The following is a 17,416-nucleotide window of genomic DNA, read 5'->3' as shown; positions in this document are numbered from 1 at the left end:
GCATCATACTCAACATAATTTGATAGTTTAAACAAAATATGCAGATCAATACCGAAAGTCGTGATGTATTCTATGTTTCTGATGGTACAGCCATCACTTGTGAAACGCTTGGGCACGTTTTACTTGGTCAATTCTCATTTTCCGCAAATGAAAAAACCTTTCCATTTGTAGAAACTGAAGACAAAGTTTTAGACGTTGTTAAAGAAATTGAGAGTAGCTTCGAAAGAAATGGAGAGAAACCACTGGTGTTTTTCTCTATCGTATTACCAGATGTAAGGAAAATCTTGATCGAAAGCTCGGCACACTGTTATGACGTTCTAGAGGGTATTGTGCAGAAAATGCAAAAAGATCTTCAAATGGATCCAACGCCAAAGCTTCAACGCTCAAGAAGTGTAAAAAGAGATTCAGATACCTATTTTGATCGAATAGCAGCTATCGAATATACCTTAGCTCATGATGATGGAATCACACTTAAAGGAATAGAGAAAGCCGACATAGTGTTGCTGGGTGTTTCTCGAAGTGGAAAAACGCCTACAAGTCTCTATATGGCAATGCAGTTTGGTTTAAGAGTCGTTAACTACCCTTTCATTGATGACGATATTAAAGCGATGCGCCTTCTTCCAGAATTTGAAATTCACCGGCACAAACTGTTTGGTTTAACCATAAACCCTGAAAGGTTGACCGAAATTCGTGAGAATCGTTTATCAGGCAGTGATTATGCGAGTACAGAGCAATGTAGACTGGAGCTAGCGAGTGTAGAAGCTCTTTTCAGGCGTGAAGCGATTCCGTATATCAATACCTCTTCTCTGTCTGTTGAAGAAATCTCGACTCGTATTTTAGAAAAAGCGGGCTTGAAACGAAGACTGGTTTAAGTCGTTACAGCCCAAGCTTACTTTCTTGGGCTGTAACTTGGCTTTGTAAGATCTACAGTATTTTCTTTCTAATCATCGCTGATACGCGTTCAACACCAATCACGACCACCAGTATTGATAAAATTACGGTTAGCGCTTGATCATATCTGAACAGATTCATTGACGCAGACAATTCAACACCAATTCCCCCCGCTCCAACCAAACCGAGAACAACCGCACTTCGCACTGCTTTTTCAACAGAATAAAGGCTAGTTGCAACAAATGACGGCAAACATTCGGGTACGACAGCACCCATGATCACACCACTTTGTTTTGCGCCAATGGCATTGAGGGCGTGACTTGGACCAGGGTCAATCTCTTCAATGCGTTCGGAGAAAAAGCGAGCACAGAAACCAATGGTATCCATGACGATAGCAAGAATGCCGGCCAGTGGCCCTAGACCAACGGCAATAACAAACACTAGCGCCCAAACAAGGTCTGGAATAGTTCTGAACGTCGAGACGATATTGACACAAACCATACGAACCAAAGGGTGTGGTGTTGTATTACGAGCGCACAATAATGCCATTGGTAAACTAAGGATGACACCAAACACCACGCCCACAATCGCCATTTGAAACGTTTCTAACATCGCTTTTGCAATGACATCGACGCGATCTAATTTAGGCGGGAAAGCCTCACCAATAAATGTGCCTAAATTAAAGAATCCATTGCCTAGTCTGTCAGCAGTAATATTGGCCTCATTAACGCCATTAACAAAAAACGCCAATACAACAATAGCGATAACCCAAGCAAAGATAGATGGACTTTCTACCCTAGGCGGCAGAGAATTGTGTTTCGTTGAAACTTGTTCCATTAGAGTTTTCCAAAACGTTAGTGTTAATCTTGTATAGCTGGTCAATATCTTGCTGGGAGATATTTGAAGAGAGTGAGTCAAACATTAGCTTTCCAGAATTAAGGCCAACAAATCGATCGCCAAATTCACGAGCAAATTCGATTTGATGAAGAACGCAGATTACAGTCATCTTTCGCTCTTTAATTATGTCCCACAGCAGCGTCATTACCTCATGCCCTGCTTTAGGGTCAAGGCTAGCAACTGGCTCATCGGCAAATACGATCTCAGCATCCTGCATCAACATTCTTGCTATAGCGACACGTTGCTGTTGCCCACCAGATAAAGTATCGGTTCTTCGACCCGCTAAATGAGAGAGTCCCACACGCTCTAACGAATCCATCGCAAGTAGTCTATCCGCTTTATTGGCCGTTAAACTATTACATGCAAAGTATCCTTTTCTGCCCATCAACCCAAATAGTACATTTTGAAGAACCGAGAGGTTTCCAATCATGTTGAACTTTTGAAACACACAGCCAATCTTTTGTCTTAGCTCACGTAGTTCTCTTTTCGGAGCGGTTGTCAGGTCCGTTCCATTTAAGATAATGCTCCCCTCTGTAATATCTTCTATTCCAGTTAGGCATTTCATTAAAGTCGATTTTCCACAGCCGTTATGGCCAAGAATAACGACACCTTCTCCTTGCTCAACATTAAACGAAAGCCCGTTAAGGGCCTGCGTTCCGTCGCTGTAGGTCTTTTTTAAGTTTTGAACGTCTAAGCGCATAGGTGTCTCTTAACTATTAATTATTAACTATTAACTATGAGGATTAAAGCAGAGAGTAGGATTCACGGACCATGTCGTAAGCCGAGTCATTGACTGAAACCATTTCAGCGCCAACGTATTTTTTACGCTTTCCTGGTGCAAGAATCGCTTGAAGTAATCCATCAGGATCGTCCATAAATTTTTCTTGAATGAAGTCTGAACATTGTTGAGATATATGAGGGCCAGCAATTAGCGGATCACCAGGCATAGTTTGGCTACGAGCAATAATTTTGTATTTCCCTTCGCCTTGTTGCGATGCAAATGGTGCAAAATCACGGACACCAGTACCAACAGCATCCACTTCACCAGATGCTAACGCTTGCATTCTAGCGCCAGCTAAAAGGCTAATATTTAAGTCACGATCTAAATCGATGCCTTCTTTGTGTAGCATGTACATTGGCATGATGTGGCCTGTTGTTGAGCCGTGGTCTTTCATAGCTACATGCTTACCTTTTAAATCTTCAAGGCTATCGATACCGCTGTCTGTTGGAGCAATAAAAACAGAATAATATTCAGGACGAACAACAGCACTGATTGGCTTGATACCTTCAACGTGTTCAGTCATAAGAACATATTCAGACGGACCCGCAAGTACGATATCAACTTGGTTGAAACGAAGTGCGTTAATCGCTGTTGTGCGGTTACCTACTGGATAGAATTCAACATTAACACCTAAACGATTTTCAACTTCGTCGACAAACTGCTGGTAAGTCAGTTGTAGCTCTTCTGTACCTTCAATACCTGTATCGGCAAAGCGAAGTGTATCAGGACAAACAGATGCGAATACGCTTGTAGCGGCTAGTGATAATGTTAAGACTGACAGTTGTTTAAGCTTTGTTTTCATTTTGAGCTCCTCATTATTGTATGAACAATTTAATGAGGAAATATGACGTTTATAAGTAGGTTGTGCTTCAGTTGTATTAAATTAAGATCATGCAAATTACTATGCTCAAAATTGTGCTGCAGTATGTAGTTTAATTTTGAGGACTTTCGAATTGACTTAGGTGTGAGTTAAAAGCTAATTATTGTTTACAAATGAAAAGCCCGGACAAATCCGGGCTTCCTTTGTTAAATGTTTTAAATATCAAAATACGTACTGAGCGCCAGCGCCAAACGATACTTCTGAGTCAACGTTATCAGTTTCAGACGTAGCAGACACTGTGCTAGACGCTGACCAGTTTTCATTAAATGCGTGAGATACACCAATGGCCATTGCTTCGGAATCGCCAGCGAAACCAGCACCCGCACCTATTGCAGTCTGCCCGTCAGTAACCATCGGGCGGGCATTGACTGTTGCCTGCATCATAGCTGTTGAATTATCGACACGCTGTTGGACTTCACCATTATAATTGGAAGCCTGCTCTTGAAAAGCTGATTTAAGCTCTTGTCGTTCTGGAGAACTCTGACGTTCCTCCTGACGGACATTTTGATTAAGTTCTTGATAACGACTATTCTGATCATCGAACTTTGACTCGTCGGTATTATCGACAGCATAAGTATAAATGGCGCTTGCAAGTTCATCACCCGAGGTGTACTCAGTTCCATGCTTAGTGTTAAAAGCCGTAATTTGCTCTTCAGACATTCCTTTAGCTGCGTCTGTTGCAACGGAAGCAAGCATAGATACCTCACCAGAGGTTGAACCATTGTTTAGTGAGAAGTTCTGCATGAATTGTAGTTGCTCTTCCGAGAACTCTCCTGCAGCAATACCGGCTAAAATATCTTGTGCTGCCGCTTGTTGCTCAGTTTCTCCATTAGGCTTCCATCCTGCCTTAATGTAAGAATCTATAGCTTCATTATCTGAGTGACGAACAATAGAAGCTTCTACTAATCCATCTTGAATTGGTGTATCTGCATCAGCTACTGCTGCTCCAGAGATCGTTACTGTTGCAATGCATACTGATACTAATAACTTTTTCATTCTAAAACTCTCTTCTAATTGAGCAATAAAGCTCAATATTTGTAATATACCTAGCATCTAAACTAGATATGTTCACTTTTGTCATCACCATCTGGATAATATTGACAATTTACTTACTGAATCTAATCCTTTATTAACTATGAATAATTGATGGAAAGTACCAATCACCGCCATACTAGGCTCGTGGCTACTTCAACATGAATTGCTTTATAAGTTCCCACGTCATTTATTTTTATGGCGATTCGCTAACCACCTATTTAGATTAGCAAAGACGTTAATTCAATTATGAGTTAGGTGAGTATCAGGTTTGAGCAAAGGAAAGGTATATAGGTGTTTACTAGTTGTATTGAAAGCGCGATCAATAGCGACCCATGGGGTAATCGTGTGCATGTATATATTCTTGGAACATAAAATCGCCTACACGCAACCAGAGGTGTACGTCGTGTGAGTACGAAAAACCGATAACAACGAATGCTATCGGTTTTGATGCTTCTATTACTATGCTATAGAGACACTACTTTTTTAAAAACTGAGCTATTTTTGCGTATACCTGTGCGCACTCTTCTTCGACAAGGTCTTCCATATTCATAAACGTATGAATCATATCGTCAAAGTGTATGTGTTCAGCGTTAACACCAACCGCTTTTACTTGCTCATAGTACCGAGTACCTTCGTCTCTTAACGGGCAAAATTCAGCAGTAATCATCAGTGTTTCAGGTAGTTGATTTGTAAATTCACCAAAGAGCGGAGACACTGCGTGGCGATCTTCATTACGTTTAAAGTAATTATCAAAATACCAAGCTATCTTCCCTTTCTGCAATAAATACCCCGTTGCGTTCTGCTCTATCGATTCTGAATCCATTGTGTAATCTAAACTTGGATAAATCATCGCTTGTTTGTATATAGACACAGAATCATCAAACTGCGCTTTACGACTTACCGAAGCAACCAACGCGCCACCGCCCGAATCTCCGACGGCAGAAAGCTGCTTTGTATATTTGAGCGATCTGCTTTCTAAAGTGTTCCATACATTTTTAACTGCAGAATAAGCATCGTTTACGCCTGCCGGATATGGGCATTCAGGTGCTAAGCGATAATCAACAGATACTACAATATGGCGGGTAGCGTTAGCCAATTTACGGCAGATTGGATCATAAACCGTCACGCTTCCTGCCATGTGACCTCCCCCATGATAGTAAACAATGACAGGGAGTGACTCTTTCGGAGCTGGATGATAAATACGTACGGGAACGTCATAATCATCACCCGCTACTAAATCATCTTGAACCCATTCAATTTCAGGTATATTTGTCACGAGCCCTTTAGTTAAATTGGCAAGCCCTTCACGAGCGTTTGTCGCTGTCGGTTTGAACCCACCTTCAACAAGCTTTACGACTAGTTGGTTAAAGTTGTCTAACCAAGGAGCGAGCTTTTGACTTACTTTGCGCATAACGAACTCCTAAGCTGTCTTTGTTTGTTGAGGTAACACATCAGGCTTTTTTCCCGTTTCCGGTAACATAAAGCTCGCGATGAAGAACGTCGATGAACACGCTACTGCAAACATGGCAGCATAAGCGATGTTACCGGTTGAATCTGCGATGATTCCAGAAATAAACATCAAGATAGTTTCAACGACATACGAAATTGACCAGAACATGCCGAATACGACGGTAATTCGTGCTGGTGTCATATTTGGTAGCTCTTGAGGAAGCGTAACTAGCGCCGTCATTGGAACAAACATAAAGAAACCTGCGAAAAAAGCCGAACCGTACGCAATCATTGCACTATCTGTAAAGATCATTAACGCAGCAAAAGCTGTCATCGCAAGACCACAGTAACGAATGATCGGTACTCGAAGTGGTAGTCGTTTAGTAATCAAGATGCCCACAATCGTACCAACCATACCTGCACCAATCATAATCGAAGAAAGGTATTTTGCTTCAGCAGCAAAGCTTGGCACCATAGGGAAGATTGCGAATACTGAGATGTAGCAAAATAGAAGGCCAGAGTAAGCAATAGGAAGCCACCAGTTAACGCTCTCTTTCACACCGTCTTTTAACGTGTATGTTTGAGCTGGCGTATCTCCCTTAGCGCCACTTGATAGTGAAAAATCATCACTAATAAACCACCAGATTACTAGTACAACAAAACTCGCGGCTGATATTGCTAAGATAACATTTTGCCAGATATCTAGATGCGCGAGCAACGTGCCTGTCAGTAGTATTGCCAATAAGTTACCCATATTAAATGCAGCGGCGTTGATACCGTTGATCATTGGGCGTTCTTCAGGTGTAAAGTAATTGATTACGATTGGATTGAAATAGACAATAACGAAAGCGCCACCAAACCCCATGATTAATCGGGTAATGACATACAGAGGATAGCTCGACGCGAACGCACCTAATGCACCAGCAACAATCAGTAGAGACGCAAACCCAAAGGCTTTCTTAGGCCCAAGCTTAACCAGAAAACTCGCAGCAAGTAAGTTACCAATTATTTTGGCGATAGTAATCGCATTGGTCATCCAGGTCGCGGCCGCCATACCTTCAATTTGATAAAAGGCCATGATGTCTTTTGTCATCATAGAGCCCGCAACCCACGACATCGCAAAAAGCGCATAGGTCATGAAGATGACAAGCTCGATCAGTTTTTTCTTATTCATGCTCATATTCTTTTCCTTAAGTTTCGTATTATATATGGGGGCTTGTAGGTTAGCCCCCTAATGCAGTTATTAAGTTTTGATATTTATTACGGATGAAGTTCTTTTAACGCTTGTACGTCGACACGTTTTTTATAGTCGACATTAGGTTGTTCAAATCCATTTTGCTGTAGGAAAGCCTGCTTGTATCCTTGATAATCACCGATGTCCATGAAGTTATCAGCGGTCATTTTCGTCATTAGTGCAGACACTTCACTTTGGATGGAATCGCTAAGTTCCCAGTCGTCAACGCGAATCAGTCGTTGTTCATCAACTACAGCTTGGCCATTTACTGGATATAAGCGCTCCGAGAACATACGTTGCATTTGTTCAATACAACCTTCGTGTAACCCTTTCTCTTTCATTACTTTGAAAAGACAAAGAATGTATGGAGAGAACGCAGGAATAAACACACTTGCCTTAGTGACTAGCGCTTTACATACAGAAACGTAAGCTTCACCGCCGATGGCATCTAATTGATGGTCAATTTTGTCACTCGTTGCATGAAGGTGCTGCTTAGCTATACCCAATGTGCCTTGGTGATAAATTGGGTACGTTGCTTTAGGCCCGATGTACGAATAAGCCACGGTCTTCGCGCCATTTGCTAAAACATCTTGCTCTAATAAGAAATCGATCCACTCTTGCCAATCTTCGCCACCCATGACTTTTTCAGTTGATTTGATTTCATCATCAGAAGCCGGTTCTAGTACAGAATCGTATAAGCTGTCTTCTTCTAGGTTTACTGTTTGACCAGTGAAAGGTTCACCTACCGTTTTTAGGCAAGAACGCCATAAATCACCGGTTTCTGAATTAGGACGCACGCCTGTTGCAAGGCTATATACTACCAAGTCTACTTTTCCGCCAAATTCATCTCGAATGAACTCAACGACTTCTTGGCGAACTCTGAGAGAGAATGCATCGCCTACGAAATTTTTAGCTATATGCTCTTCTTTTTCAGCCGCTTCACGAAAAGCGATGTTGTTATACCAACCTGCAGTTCCAACCCCCTTTTCACTTGGACCACGCTCAAATGAAACACCAATCGTGTCAGCTTTCGCGCCACCAAAGGTTAATGCGATGCGCGATGCTAAACCAAAGCCTGAAGAAGCGCCAAGTATAAGAACCTTTTTAGGACCACCTTCGATTGGAGCATGGGCCTTTACGTATTCAATTTGATTCAATACCGCTTGCTTACAACCTTCAGGGTGCGCTGTTCGTGCTACCACGCCTTTGATGATTGGTTTGATGATCATAATGTGTCCTTTATTTTCTTTTCTAATGGTGTGTTGTCTTTTGGCGGCATGACGGTTGCTACACCTGTAATTACCACTTTTCCATCTTGATTGGTGGTTGTAGTGGAGAATTTAACGATGTTCTTCTCTTTATTTATTTCAATGATTTCACAGCGAGCGGTGACAACATCGTCAAAATAGACCGGTGCAACAAATCGATTTTCTTGTCCAAGATAAATCGTACCTTCACCTGGAAGCCTCATTCCAAGAACGGTGGATGTGAGACCAGACACTAGTGCGCCGTGAGCAATACGCCCACCAAACACAGAAGCTTTAGCATGAGCTTTGTCAATGTGGACGGGATTGATATCGCCTGAGATATCAGCAAAAGTGAGTACTTCTGATTGAGTGATACGCTTTTCGACACTGGCTGATTGGCCAATTTCGAGCTGCTCTATGGTATACGACATAGATTACCTATTTATTGGGGTGGCTTTGGAAATATCCTCACCCACCAAAAAAGAATTCGTTTAAATGTTTAGGATTGTTACTTGCTAAGCTCAAGACCCATTGGGGTATCCCAGAAGATGCGGCTGTCCATCATCTTTAAGTCTCGGCTGATTGCTGGCTTGAACGCCATATGAGCAAGAATATCTTTTTCAAGATCAACGCCTGGCGCTATCTCTGTTAATTCGATGGTTGTATCTGACAAACTGAACACAGCGCGCTCTGTGATATACATGACTGACTTGTTATTGGCTCTTGCTGTATCTGATGAGAAAGTAATCTGTTGAACGCTTTCGATGAATTTGTCTATCGTGCCTTCTTCAATGATTTTTAGTTCCCCATCCTCTGCAATGATCTTCGATCGCCCCGCAGTGAAGGTTCCGCAAAAGAACACTTGTTTGGCATTTTGAGTGATGTCGATGAAACCGCCGCAGCCCGCAATCTTAGGACCAAATTTGGAAACATTCAGGTCACCTTTTTGGTCTGTTTCAGCCAAACCAAGAAAGGCTTGATCTAAACCACCACCATCATAAAAATCGAACATCTGATCTTGAGTGATGATTGCTTCTGGAAACGCTGAAGCTCCAAATGAAAGCCCACCAGCCGGAGTTCCGCCTATCGCGCCCGGTTCAACCGTGGCGATAAGTTGATCGCTTACTCCTTCTTCGTCCGTTACTTCGGCAATCACTTCTGGTGCGCCAATACCATAGTTAATGATGGCGCCTTTCTTGAGTTCCATTGCAGCACGGCGAGCGATAACTTTTTTTGCATCAAGCTTACGAGCCACTACTTGATCACTAATGCGCTCTCCACGACCTACATAACTGGTATTCATCTCTTCGGCGAACGTTTGCATGTGGTTTTGGCCGTCAGTGACGACTATCGCGTCAACAAATATGCCGGGGATACGAACGGACTGAGGATCAAGCATTCCGGTAGGCACAACTTTTTTCACTTGCACTATGACTTTACCACCTTGATTGCGGACCAATTGCGCCGCTGCAAGGTTTTCAAGAATAAGGCATTCATCTTCCATCGAAATGTTACCGTTTTCGTCAGCCGTAGTGCCACGTAATAGCGCTACGTTTGCGTCAATACGAGAAAAGAAGAGATACTCTTTGCCGGCTACCTCGGTGAGGTGAACTCGTTCCTCTTTTGTTGCATTGTTAATTCGGCCTCCTTCTACTCTTGGGTCAATAAAAGTACCTAACCCTACATGGCTGATACAGCCGGGTTTTCCTGCGGCAGAATCTCGGAATAGTTGACACAAAACGCCTTGAGGCAGATTAAATCCTGTGATCTTTTCATCATTTGCTAGCTTCTGAAGCCTTGGGATAAGCCCCCAATGACCACCGATTGCACTCTTGACCATGCCTTCATATGACAGGTGATTGTTGGCTTTACTTTTTCCATCACCCTGTCCCGCAGCAAAGATCAATTCTAAATTTTTAGGGTGACCCGTTGTAAGAAAACGTTCACCGACGGCCTCTTCAATAGCTTCAGGAACAACCGCGCCAATAAAGCCGCCTAGTATCACTTTGTCTTCATCTTGAATGAGTTCGGCTGCTTGTTGGCAAGTCAGTTGAGTTACTTTAGACATGGCTAAAACCTTTTAAACTATTTGTTAACTGTTGTGATCTAAATATGTACGTGTCGGAATTCAACACGCACTAATAGTATGATTACGCGCGCTTAAGAATGACCGCGGTACCCATTCCACCACCAATACAAAGCGACGCAAGACCCAGCTTTTTGTCTTGTTTGATCATTTCATATAACAGCGTTGTGAGAACTCGCCCACCCGATGCACCTAAAGGGTGCCCTAGGGCGATAGCGCCGCCATTGAGATTGGTTTTATCGTCAAACCATGCCATATCAACATCGTGCTCTTTTGTTAGACCATGCATAACGCCAAGAGCTTGAGCTGCAAATGCTTCGTTTAATTCAAGTAATTCAATATCAGTAAGTTTGAGGTCTGCGCGTTGAAGTGCTTGTTTGATCGCCGGAACAGGGCCTAACCCCATTATGGCGGGATCAACGCCCCCCTGCCCGTAAGCAATAACTTCGGCGATTGGCTCTAAACCGAATTCTTCGATAGATTCTTCTGAAGCCAAAACAAAGGCAACACCACCATCGTTGATGCCCGAGGCATTTCCAGCCGTAACACTTCCAGCTTTATCAAAAGCTGGACGAAGCTTCGCCAACGATTCAATCGTTGTTTGTTTTCGAGGGTATTCATCTTGAGAAAATGACAGAGTTTCTCGCCTCTGTTTTACCTCAATTGGAACAATCTCATCGTCAAATCGCCCTGATTCTACTGCCGCTACTGCGCGTTGTTGGCTACGAAGCGCAAAGTTATCTTGAGCTTCACGGCTGATCTTGTAGTGCTTTGCAATATTTTCCGCTGTAACACCCATATGGTATTGATGAAAGGCATCAGTAAGACCGTCATTTATCATGCTGTCTTTCATTGTTTGATGGCCCATTTTCGCGCCTGAACGGTTTTTTGCATCCATAACGTAAGGGGCTTGAGACATGTTTTCCATACCCGCGGCAACAACAATATTTGCATCACCACTTTTAATTTTACTCGCCGCTTCCATTACGGTTTTCATACCCGAACCACAAATCATATTTAACGTATAAGCTGGTACTTCCTGTGGAATATCAGCATACATGGCCGCTTGACGCCCTGGTCCCATGCCTTGACCTGCACCAAGAACGTTACCCACAATGACTTCATCTACATTTTGTGGTGCGACATTACTTTGCAACAGCGATGCTGCTATCGCTGTGCCACCGAGTTCGGAAGCTGGTACACCTGTTAAAGTGCCACCGAAGCTGCCTAATGCTGTACGTTTAGCGCCGACGATAAATACTCGTTTCATTACTAATTCCTTCACTCTTGATTGACAATTTATGATTTTATTCAGTGCTTTAAATGACTAAACCACCATCAATCTTTAAAGTTTGCCCTGTAATGAAACTTGACTGTTCACTGGCAAGGAATGTCACACCGTTAGCAATATCATCTCCGGTACCCATACGAGCTAAAGGCGTTTTACTTGTCATATGGTCAAGAACCTTTTGTGGCAAGTCTTTAGTCATCGGCGTTTCAATAAAGCCCGGTGCAACGCAGTTAGCGCGAACTTGCGCACCTTTACGTGCAAATTCTTTTGCCCAGCCTTTGGTCATCGCTATAACACCCCCTTTTGTTGCAGCGTAATTGCTTTGGCCAATATTTCCGTCAGTACCAACCACAGAAGACATAGTGATAACCGAGCCTGCGTTGTTTTCAATCATCATCGGCGCAATCGCTTGAGTCATGTTGAATACACCTTTAAGGTTTACGTCTATTACTAAGTCCCAATCTTGTTCTGACATGCGTTCAAGTAAATTATCGCGAGTGACACCAGCGTTGTTAACAAGCACGTCGACTCGTCCGTGTTCTTTTTGTATTTGTTCAATTAGCGCTGTAATCGACGCACGATCACAAACGTTGAGCTGCATTGCTCTCACATTACCTAGAGATTCATAAGCATCATTCATTGCTTGCGAGTTCATGTCACAGGCATAAACGCATTTAGCGCCTTCCGCTGAAAAACGTTCAACAATAGTACGACCGATACCTTGTGCACCACCCGTTACAATACAAATCTTATCTTTTAACATTGTGTTTCTCCGTTTTCGGTATGAATCTCGGCCACCTGCCTCATCAATATGGCTATTAGATATAGCAACTTGATCTTCTCTACTCAAATCCGAAAACAGGTGATATTTTGAAAATAGGAACGAGCTCTTTATGGGGTGCTTGACAAGAAATAAATACCAAATAACAACTAGATAGCTGTGTTGTGCAGTGGATTAATAAACAGTTCTTATCTGTTGTAGTTCAAAAAAATGGACAAGAACTCATGCTTATTTTGCTAAATATGGGATTATGCTTACCGTAAATGGCAATGTTTATTTGGAAAACTGCTCGTGATGTTGGATAAGACCGCTTTTTTTGTAGAAGTAGTAAGAACACAATCAATATCTGAAGGTGCTCGCATCTATGGTATTTCCGCTTCGGCGGGAAGTCGCTGGATAAAGGAACTAGAAGAAGAGTTAGGGGTAAGTTTATTGCTTCGTTCTACTCGATCAATAAAAACAACGGACATGGGACAAAAGCTTTTTGAACGATTCAGTCATATCCAAGATGATGCATCAGATATCTTTACGGAAATTCAAAACCTCGATCACGATATAGGTGGTGTGATTAAAATAGCGGCCACTCCTCTATTTTCACAAAGATTCCTCAGTCGAATTGTCGGCGAGTATTTACTAGCGCACCCTAAAGTATCGTTCAAAATTGTAGAAACTGCCTTTGAGGTAGACCATATACAAGAGGTCGACTTTTCAATAAAGGCCCATGCAACCTATCGAGGACACTTAGAAAAAGACAGCTTATTGGTAAAGCGAGTGCTGCTTAAATACCCGTTAGTAGCATGCTGTTCGCCCGAATATATAAAGCTGCATGAAGAGCCCATGACACCCAATGAGCTCAAAAACCACAACTGTCTTTATACTTCAACACTTGTTGGTGGAAACCGGTGGCAGTTTGAACGTAAAGGTGAATTCACAACAGTTCAAATAGCACAAACAATTGAGATCGAAAATAGTGAGTTTGTAAAAACAGTCGCGATGCAAGATTGTGGTGTAGCTTACCTTCCTAAACAACTCGTCAAAGAGGAGCTTAAAAGTGGCAAGCTTGTCTCTATTCTTAATGATTACGTGAAAAGTGAGTTTGAGTTCAGCCTCTATTATAAGCGACGTAAACAGATGCCAGCGCGTTGTTTAGATTTTAAAAACTATTTGATTCAACGAACAAAAGAGCTAAAGAAAGAGATGTAGATCAGGAGGTTATTCAAGGATTAAACCTTCTCCACCACAACTCGGTTTTTGCCCTGTTTTTTTGCTCGATACATTAAATGGTCGGCTTTAACTATATCAATAGTGTTGGCTCCTTCTTCATAGAACGCGCAACCAACACTGATTGAGAGCCGGTTTAAGTACTGCTCTGTATGATTCCCTTCATGTACTTTGCTGCAAACTCTATGCGCTAAATCTTTTGCGGCATCAAAATCTAGATCGAGTGCGACGATAGCAAATTCCTCGCCACCAATGCGAGAGAAGTGCATTGTCGAATTAAGCTCAGTTTTTACTACTTGTGCGACAAAGCGTATAACTTTATCTCCAACAGTGTGACCATAGGTATCATTGACGTTTTTGAAGTTATCAATATCAAAAATCATCACTGAAATGGTATGCCCGTCTTTCTCTAGGCCACTAATATAATCTGTAAAGTGCCGACGATTACTGATACCGGTTAGTACATCAGTTAAAGAGAGTTTCATTAGCCTTTGGTTTGTATCTTCTAAGTGTTTAGTTTTTGATTTAACGTGATGTTTAAACATGCCAAAACAAGCGATTACTACCAAAATGATGATCGTCACTAACAAAAAGACTAGATGTTTTGGATAGACAGTCTCGATATGCATCCATTTTTGTAACATACTCTTTCGTTCTATTTCGCTTATCTTGTTGAAACCAAGGGTAACTTCTTTTATCAGTGCCTCATTACCCTCTTTTACCGCAGGATATAGATCGCCTGAATATAGATAACGAACGGGAACGAAACTTAAAGGTTGTCTTGAGGAGTACAGATAGAAACTGGAAGTGAGAAGATCACTAACAAATGCTCTCACCTCACCAGAGTTTGCCGCAAAGACAAGATCTTCGGTGGTTGCGTAAACTCGAATGTTTGCCTTAGGAAACTCTTTACGTGCAAAGTACTCTTCATAGCCCCCTTTAACTGCCCCAATTGCATCATCGACTTCTCCATTGAGAAGGATCGTGATGTCATTACCTACATCACTTTGGTGATAATAAAGTTGAGTTTCGATCTCAAACAATGGCTCTGCATAATCTAAGAACTTTTCACGAGGCTCTGACCACAGTAGCCCACCATGTACATCGGCTCGGCCATCTTTCACAGCTTCAAGTGAGTCATTCCAATCAACGAGAACGAACGTTATCTCAACATTATTTTCTTTTGCGTACTTACGCCAAAAATCTATCAGTATTCCTTCTGGCTCACCTTCATTATTGATAAATGAATACGGTTTCCACGCTTTTGAGTTTGCAACACGTAGTATATTTTCATTAGCAGCGTTGATCGGAGAAAAGTAAATAGAAACAGAAATTATGGCCAGTACTAGTACTGCACTGATTGCCATTTGGATACAGACCTTTCGACCATGATCATATTTCATTGCTATACCTTCACTAAAAAACGCTATTACAATGAACTTAAATGACAAAATACTAATTACAAGCAATTGAATTATCGATATAAAGCTTCATTCTTTTAACAGCACCTTGTTCATGAGTCTAGTAAACTATCGCAGTTTTTCCACCTCCAGAAACGTTACAACATCACCTTTTGCGAGCAAGATCTGTATGGTTAGTGGCTTTCCATTTTCATCTAAGTAGACCTCTCCTATGGAGCTTTGATTGATTAATCTACGTTCACCATCATAATCTGGGTCGCGTTTATAGATCTTAAGATTCTTTCGCTTAGTAAAAAAGTTTAATGGTGACCGCGGACTATAAAGAGCTCGGTCTAAAACGTCACATACCTTAAGTAGAGGATCTGGGAATTCATTCTTGATACCACTCGAGGTGATTTGATAAATATTAGGGCTACTCTTACTAAACCTAAGGCGGATATCATAGGAAAATGAGTAGTGGACATCACCAGATAAGATCACAAAATTTGTAGGCGTTTTCGAGTGTGTAAATATACTAAGGAGTGTATTTGCTGATCCCGGGTGTGCCATCCAGTTTTCTGCATCAATAAGTAATGGTTGCCCTAGCCCTGTCATCGCTTTTTGTAACGTCTCAATGAACTTCACTCCGAAGATTGGAGCAGGAGAAACGATGATAACAGCAGGTTCATTTAACAAAGACTGCTGTAACTCACTCAGCGCTTCCCAGTCCATTAAGCCCGAAGGCTTGTTCATTTTTGATTCGGATCGCCAACGCCGGGTTCGTGTATCTAACACTAACATCTTAGGCGCTGTCTCTATGGTGTAATGCCATTGCTCAAATTTATAGAGCTTATCGATTAACTCGTCTTGTTTATTACTATCGTTACTTAATAATGCGTTCTTTACGCTGTTTATGAAGGCACTTTCGAAAGTTTTTGGGGAGTTCCCCCACCCTTGAAATAACCAGTAACCAATGAGCGCATTACCTATAATTCGATTTGAAAATGGATGCTGATACGCCGCTTGCTCCCAACCTCTTGTTAAGTTCCAGTCATCGGTAACATCATGATCGTCAAAAATCATATAAGTTGGAATATGTGCCATTAATCTACGTACTTTTGATAACCCAGAAACAAACTCTTCGATCACAGGGTATTCATCTTTCCAAAGCTTTTGCCACTTCGGCTCTAACTCTTTATTACTGTGAATGAATTTATTCTGCTTCAATGCTGCATTATCAACAAAGTGCCAAAGTGTCGGAGACCAAACTAACAAATACATTGCGTTAAACTCAGCTAACGAAATTAAGTGATTGCCAGACTCCCTTGAACTGAAAACGGGAACACGGCGAGTTAACCAGTTTTTAAGCCATTCCCGTTTATCTAATGTTCCTTCTCCACCATCTAAATAGTGGGGCAAAATTTTGTCTCTACGGTAAAAGTTATCTTCGTGTTTGTAGAGTTCTGAGGCGCTAGAAACAGGAGCATCTGTAAAGGTTTCGTCGGTCAAACCGAGTAGATGAATAACTTGTTGAATAGCATCCAACATGGGACCTGCAACATGGTCAGCATAGATTTGGTCGCCACTCATCATCAATAACGATGGGCGTTCATTTATTGGTAATGTAGACACTTTAGCATCGGCGGTAACAAGCGAGTCTTTACTTGGGTAATGAGGATTACGACAAGAGCCATGCATGATGTAATTAGCTTCGGATTTTATTTCGAACTGTGGCCTTGTTTCTGTATCATAAAGTAAGTCAGAAACTATATCTGCAAGTTCCCCTTCACTAGTCACTAACTCATATTCAAGTGGCGTATTAGTCGGAAAATCTCCGTTAACATTGAGTAAATAGATCCAAGCTCGTTCCCCTATCTGAATGTGTTCGCCATCTTCTAAATTTACTTTGAAAAAAGGCAGTTCCGCTCCATGTTTATACAATTCAAAACAACCAACCAAAGGCGCTGAAACGGCTAACCAAAGTGTTATCTCTGAACTAGTACACTTTCGAAGGATTGGACCTGACAGTATCAAGGGTAATGCGACATTAAGGTGCAAGGAACAAGAGCCTGTTTGTTTGGAATGATCTTGAGATAAGTTGTTGGATTGGAACTCTACTGACATAACTACGATAAACTCCTTTTCATTGAGTTCATTGACAATATTATAAATTCATATTGTTTACTACGCCCTTATTCTATTGAGTTTTACTTGTTTGGCGCT

General features: G+C 41.8%; 15 protein-coding genes. 2 read left to right on the top strand and 13 right to left on the bottom strand.

The features are described from left to right. Positions 1-38 precede the first annotated feature (38 nt). Entirely contained in the window at positions 39-872 is an 834-nt protein-coding gene (gene ppsR, locus L4C54_RS11850) for a posphoenolpyruvate synthetase regulatory kinase/phosphorylase PpsR (protein ID WP_428808358.1), read from the top strand. A gap of 52 nt (positions 873-924) precedes the next feature. Here ppsR and phnE read toward each other — a convergent pair whose 3' ends face one another. From phnE to L4C54_RS11795, 11 genes are all read right to left on the bottom strand, one after another. Beyond that, positions 925-1,728: a phosphonate ABC transporter, permease protein PhnE gene (gene phnE, locus L4C54_RS11845; protein ID WP_428808357.1), complete on the bottom strand. Its 804-nt coding sequence runs from the start codon at positions 1,726-1,728 to the stop codon at positions 925-927. Next, entirely contained in the window at positions 1,688-2,488 is an 801-nt protein-coding gene (gene phnC / locus L4C54_RS11840; protein ID WP_428808356.1) for a phosphonate ABC transporter ATP-binding protein, read from the bottom strand. The genes phnE and phnC overlap by 41 nt, the downstream gene beginning before the upstream one ends. Before the next feature lie 43 nt (positions 2,489-2,531). After that, on the bottom strand, positions 2,532-3,371 hold the full coding sequence (gene phnD / locus L4C54_RS11835; protein ID WP_428808355.1) for a phosphate/phosphite/phosphonate ABC transporter substrate-binding protein: 840 nt from the start codon (positions 3,369-3,371) through the stop codon (positions 2,532-2,534). A gap of 240 nt (positions 3,372-3,611) precedes the next feature. After that, positions 3,612-4,445 (bottom strand): YadA-like family protein, encoded by an 834-nt coding sequence (locus tag L4C54_RS11830; RefSeq protein ID WP_428808354.1) that lies wholly within the window; start codon positions 4,443-4,445, stop codon positions 3,612-3,614. 514 nt (positions 4,446-4,959) lie between these two features. After that, positions 4,960-5,895: an alpha/beta hydrolase gene (locus L4C54_RS11825; protein ID WP_428808353.1), complete on the bottom strand. Its 936-nt coding sequence runs from the start codon at positions 5,893-5,895 to the stop codon at positions 4,960-4,962. 9 nt (positions 5,896-5,904) lie between these two features. Then, positions 5,905-7,113, bottom strand: coding sequence for an MFS transporter (locus L4C54_RS11820; protein ID WP_428808352.1), 1,209 nt, complete (start codon positions 7,111-7,113; stop codon positions 5,905-5,907). Between the two features lie 80 nt (positions 7,114-7,193). Next, the gene (gene fabV / locus L4C54_RS11815) at positions 7,194-8,396 is read right to left on the bottom strand and encodes an enoyl-ACP reductase FabV (RefSeq protein ID WP_428808351.1); all 1,203 of its coding nucleotides are present in this window, start codon (positions 8,394-8,396) and stop codon (positions 7,194-7,196) included. After that, positions 8,393-8,845: a MaoC family dehydratase gene (locus L4C54_RS11810; RefSeq protein WP_428808350.1), complete on the bottom strand. Its 453-nt coding sequence runs from the start codon at positions 8,843-8,845 to the stop codon at positions 8,393-8,395. Before L4C54_RS11810 ends, fabV begins: the two co-directional genes overlap by 4 nt. A gap of 77 nt (positions 8,846-8,922) precedes the next feature. Then, positions 8,923-10,482: an acyl CoA:acetate/3-ketoacid CoA transferase gene (locus L4C54_RS11805; RefSeq protein ID WP_428808349.1), complete on the bottom strand. Its 1,560-nt coding sequence runs from the start codon at positions 10,480-10,482 to the stop codon at positions 8,923-8,925. A gap of 82 nt (positions 10,483-10,564) precedes the next feature. Next, the gene (locus L4C54_RS11800) at positions 10,565-11,770 is read right to left on the bottom strand and encodes an acetyl-CoA C-acetyltransferase (protein WP_428808348.1); all 1,206 of its coding nucleotides are present in this window, start codon (positions 11,768-11,770) and stop codon (positions 10,565-10,567) included. A 49-nt stretch (positions 11,771-11,819) separates the two neighbouring features. Continuing rightward, the gene (locus L4C54_RS11795) at positions 11,820-12,554 is read right to left on the bottom strand and encodes a beta-ketoacyl-ACP reductase (RefSeq protein WP_428808347.1); all 735 of its coding nucleotides are present in this window, start codon (positions 12,552-12,554) and stop codon (positions 11,820-11,822) included. Between the two features lie 312 nt (positions 12,555-12,866). On the opposite strand from L4C54_RS11795, the gene L4C54_RS11790 reads away from it, so the two are divergent. Then, the gene (locus tag L4C54_RS11790) at positions 12,867-13,775 is read left to right on the top strand and encodes a LysR family transcriptional regulator (RefSeq protein ID WP_428808346.1); all 909 of its coding nucleotides are present in this window, start codon (positions 12,867-12,869) and stop codon (positions 13,773-13,775) included. A 20-nt stretch (positions 13,776-13,795) separates the two neighbouring features. Here L4C54_RS11790 and L4C54_RS11785 read toward each other — a convergent pair whose 3' ends face one another. Beyond that, the gene (locus L4C54_RS11785; RefSeq protein WP_428808345.1) at positions 13,796-15,196 is read right to left on the bottom strand and encodes a transporter substrate-binding domain-containing diguanylate cyclase; all 1,401 of its coding nucleotides are present in this window, start codon (positions 15,194-15,196) and stop codon (positions 13,796-13,798) included. Between the two features lie 126 nt (positions 15,197-15,322). Next, positions 15,323-17,317, bottom strand: a complete 1,995-nt coding sequence (locus L4C54_RS11780; protein ID WP_428808344.1) for an alkaline phosphatase D family protein — start codon at positions 17,315-17,317, stop codon at positions 15,323-15,325. Positions 17,318-17,416: the final 99 nt, after the last annotated feature.

The organism is Vibrio lamellibrachiae (assembly GCF_050337265.1).
GTDB lineage: Bacteria > Pseudomonadota > Gammaproteobacteria > Enterobacterales > Vibrionaceae > Vibrio > Vibrio kyushuensis.
The sequence above is the reverse complement of the archived record's forward strand: the minus strand, read 5'-3'. Positions and strand labels throughout refer to the sequence as shown.

What these genes read in the sequence shown, in the direction of transcription:
- ppsR (WP_428808358.1), top strand. Translation starts at nt 39, where the DNA reads ATGCAGATCAATACCGAAAGTCGTGATGTATTCTATGTTTCTGATGGT.
- phnE (WP_428808357.1), bottom strand. Translation starts at nt 1,728, where the DNA reads ATGGAACAAGTTTCAACGAAACACAATTCTCTGCCGCCTAGGGTAGAA.
- phnC (WP_428808356.1), bottom strand. Translation starts at nt 2,488, where the DNA reads ATGCGCTTAGACGTTCAAAACTTAAAAAAGACCTACAGCGACGGAACG.
- phnD (WP_428808355.1), bottom strand. Translation starts at nt 3,371, where the DNA reads ATGAAAACAAAGCTTAAACAACTGTCAGTCTTAACATTATCACTAGCC.
- L4C54_RS11830 (WP_428808354.1), bottom strand. Translation starts at nt 4,445, where the DNA reads ATGAAAAAGTTATTAGTATCAGTATGCATTGCAACAGTAACGATCTCT.
- L4C54_RS11825 (WP_428808353.1), bottom strand. Translation starts at nt 5,895, where the DNA reads ATGCGCAAAGTAAGTCAAAAGCTCGCTCCTTGGTTAGACAACTTTAAC.
- L4C54_RS11820 (WP_428808352.1), bottom strand. Translation starts at nt 7,113, where the DNA reads ATGAGCATGAATAAGAAAAAACTGATCGAGCTTGTCATCTTCATGACC.
- fabV (WP_428808351.1), bottom strand. Translation starts at nt 8,396, where the DNA reads ATGATCATCAAACCAATCATCAAAGGCGTGGTAGCACGAACAGCGCAC.
- L4C54_RS11810 (WP_428808350.1), bottom strand. Translation starts at nt 8,845, where the DNA reads ATGTCGTATACCATAGAGCAGCTCGAAATTGGCCAATCAGCCAGTGTC.
- L4C54_RS11805 (WP_428808349.1), bottom strand. Translation starts at nt 10,482, where the DNA reads ATGTCTAAAGTAACTCAACTGACTTGCCAACAAGCAGCCGAACTCATT.
- L4C54_RS11800 (WP_428808348.1), bottom strand. Translation starts at nt 11,770, where the DNA reads ATGAAACGAGTATTTATCGTCGGCGCTAAACGTACAGCATTAGGCAGC.
- L4C54_RS11795 (WP_428808347.1), bottom strand. Translation starts at nt 12,554, where the DNA reads ATGTTAAAAGATAAGATTTGTATTGTAACGGGTGGTGCACAAGGTATC.
- L4C54_RS11790 (WP_428808346.1), top strand. Translation starts at nt 12,867, where the DNA reads ATGTTGGATAAGACCGCTTTTTTTGTAGAAGTAGTAAGAACACAATCA.
- L4C54_RS11785 (WP_428808345.1), bottom strand. Translation starts at nt 15,196, where the DNA reads ATGAAATATGATCATGGTCGAAAGGTCTGTATCCAAATGGCAATCAGT.
- L4C54_RS11780 (WP_428808344.1), bottom strand. Translation starts at nt 17,317, where the DNA reads ATGTCAGTAGAGTTCCAATCCAACAACTTATCTCAAGATCATTCCAAA.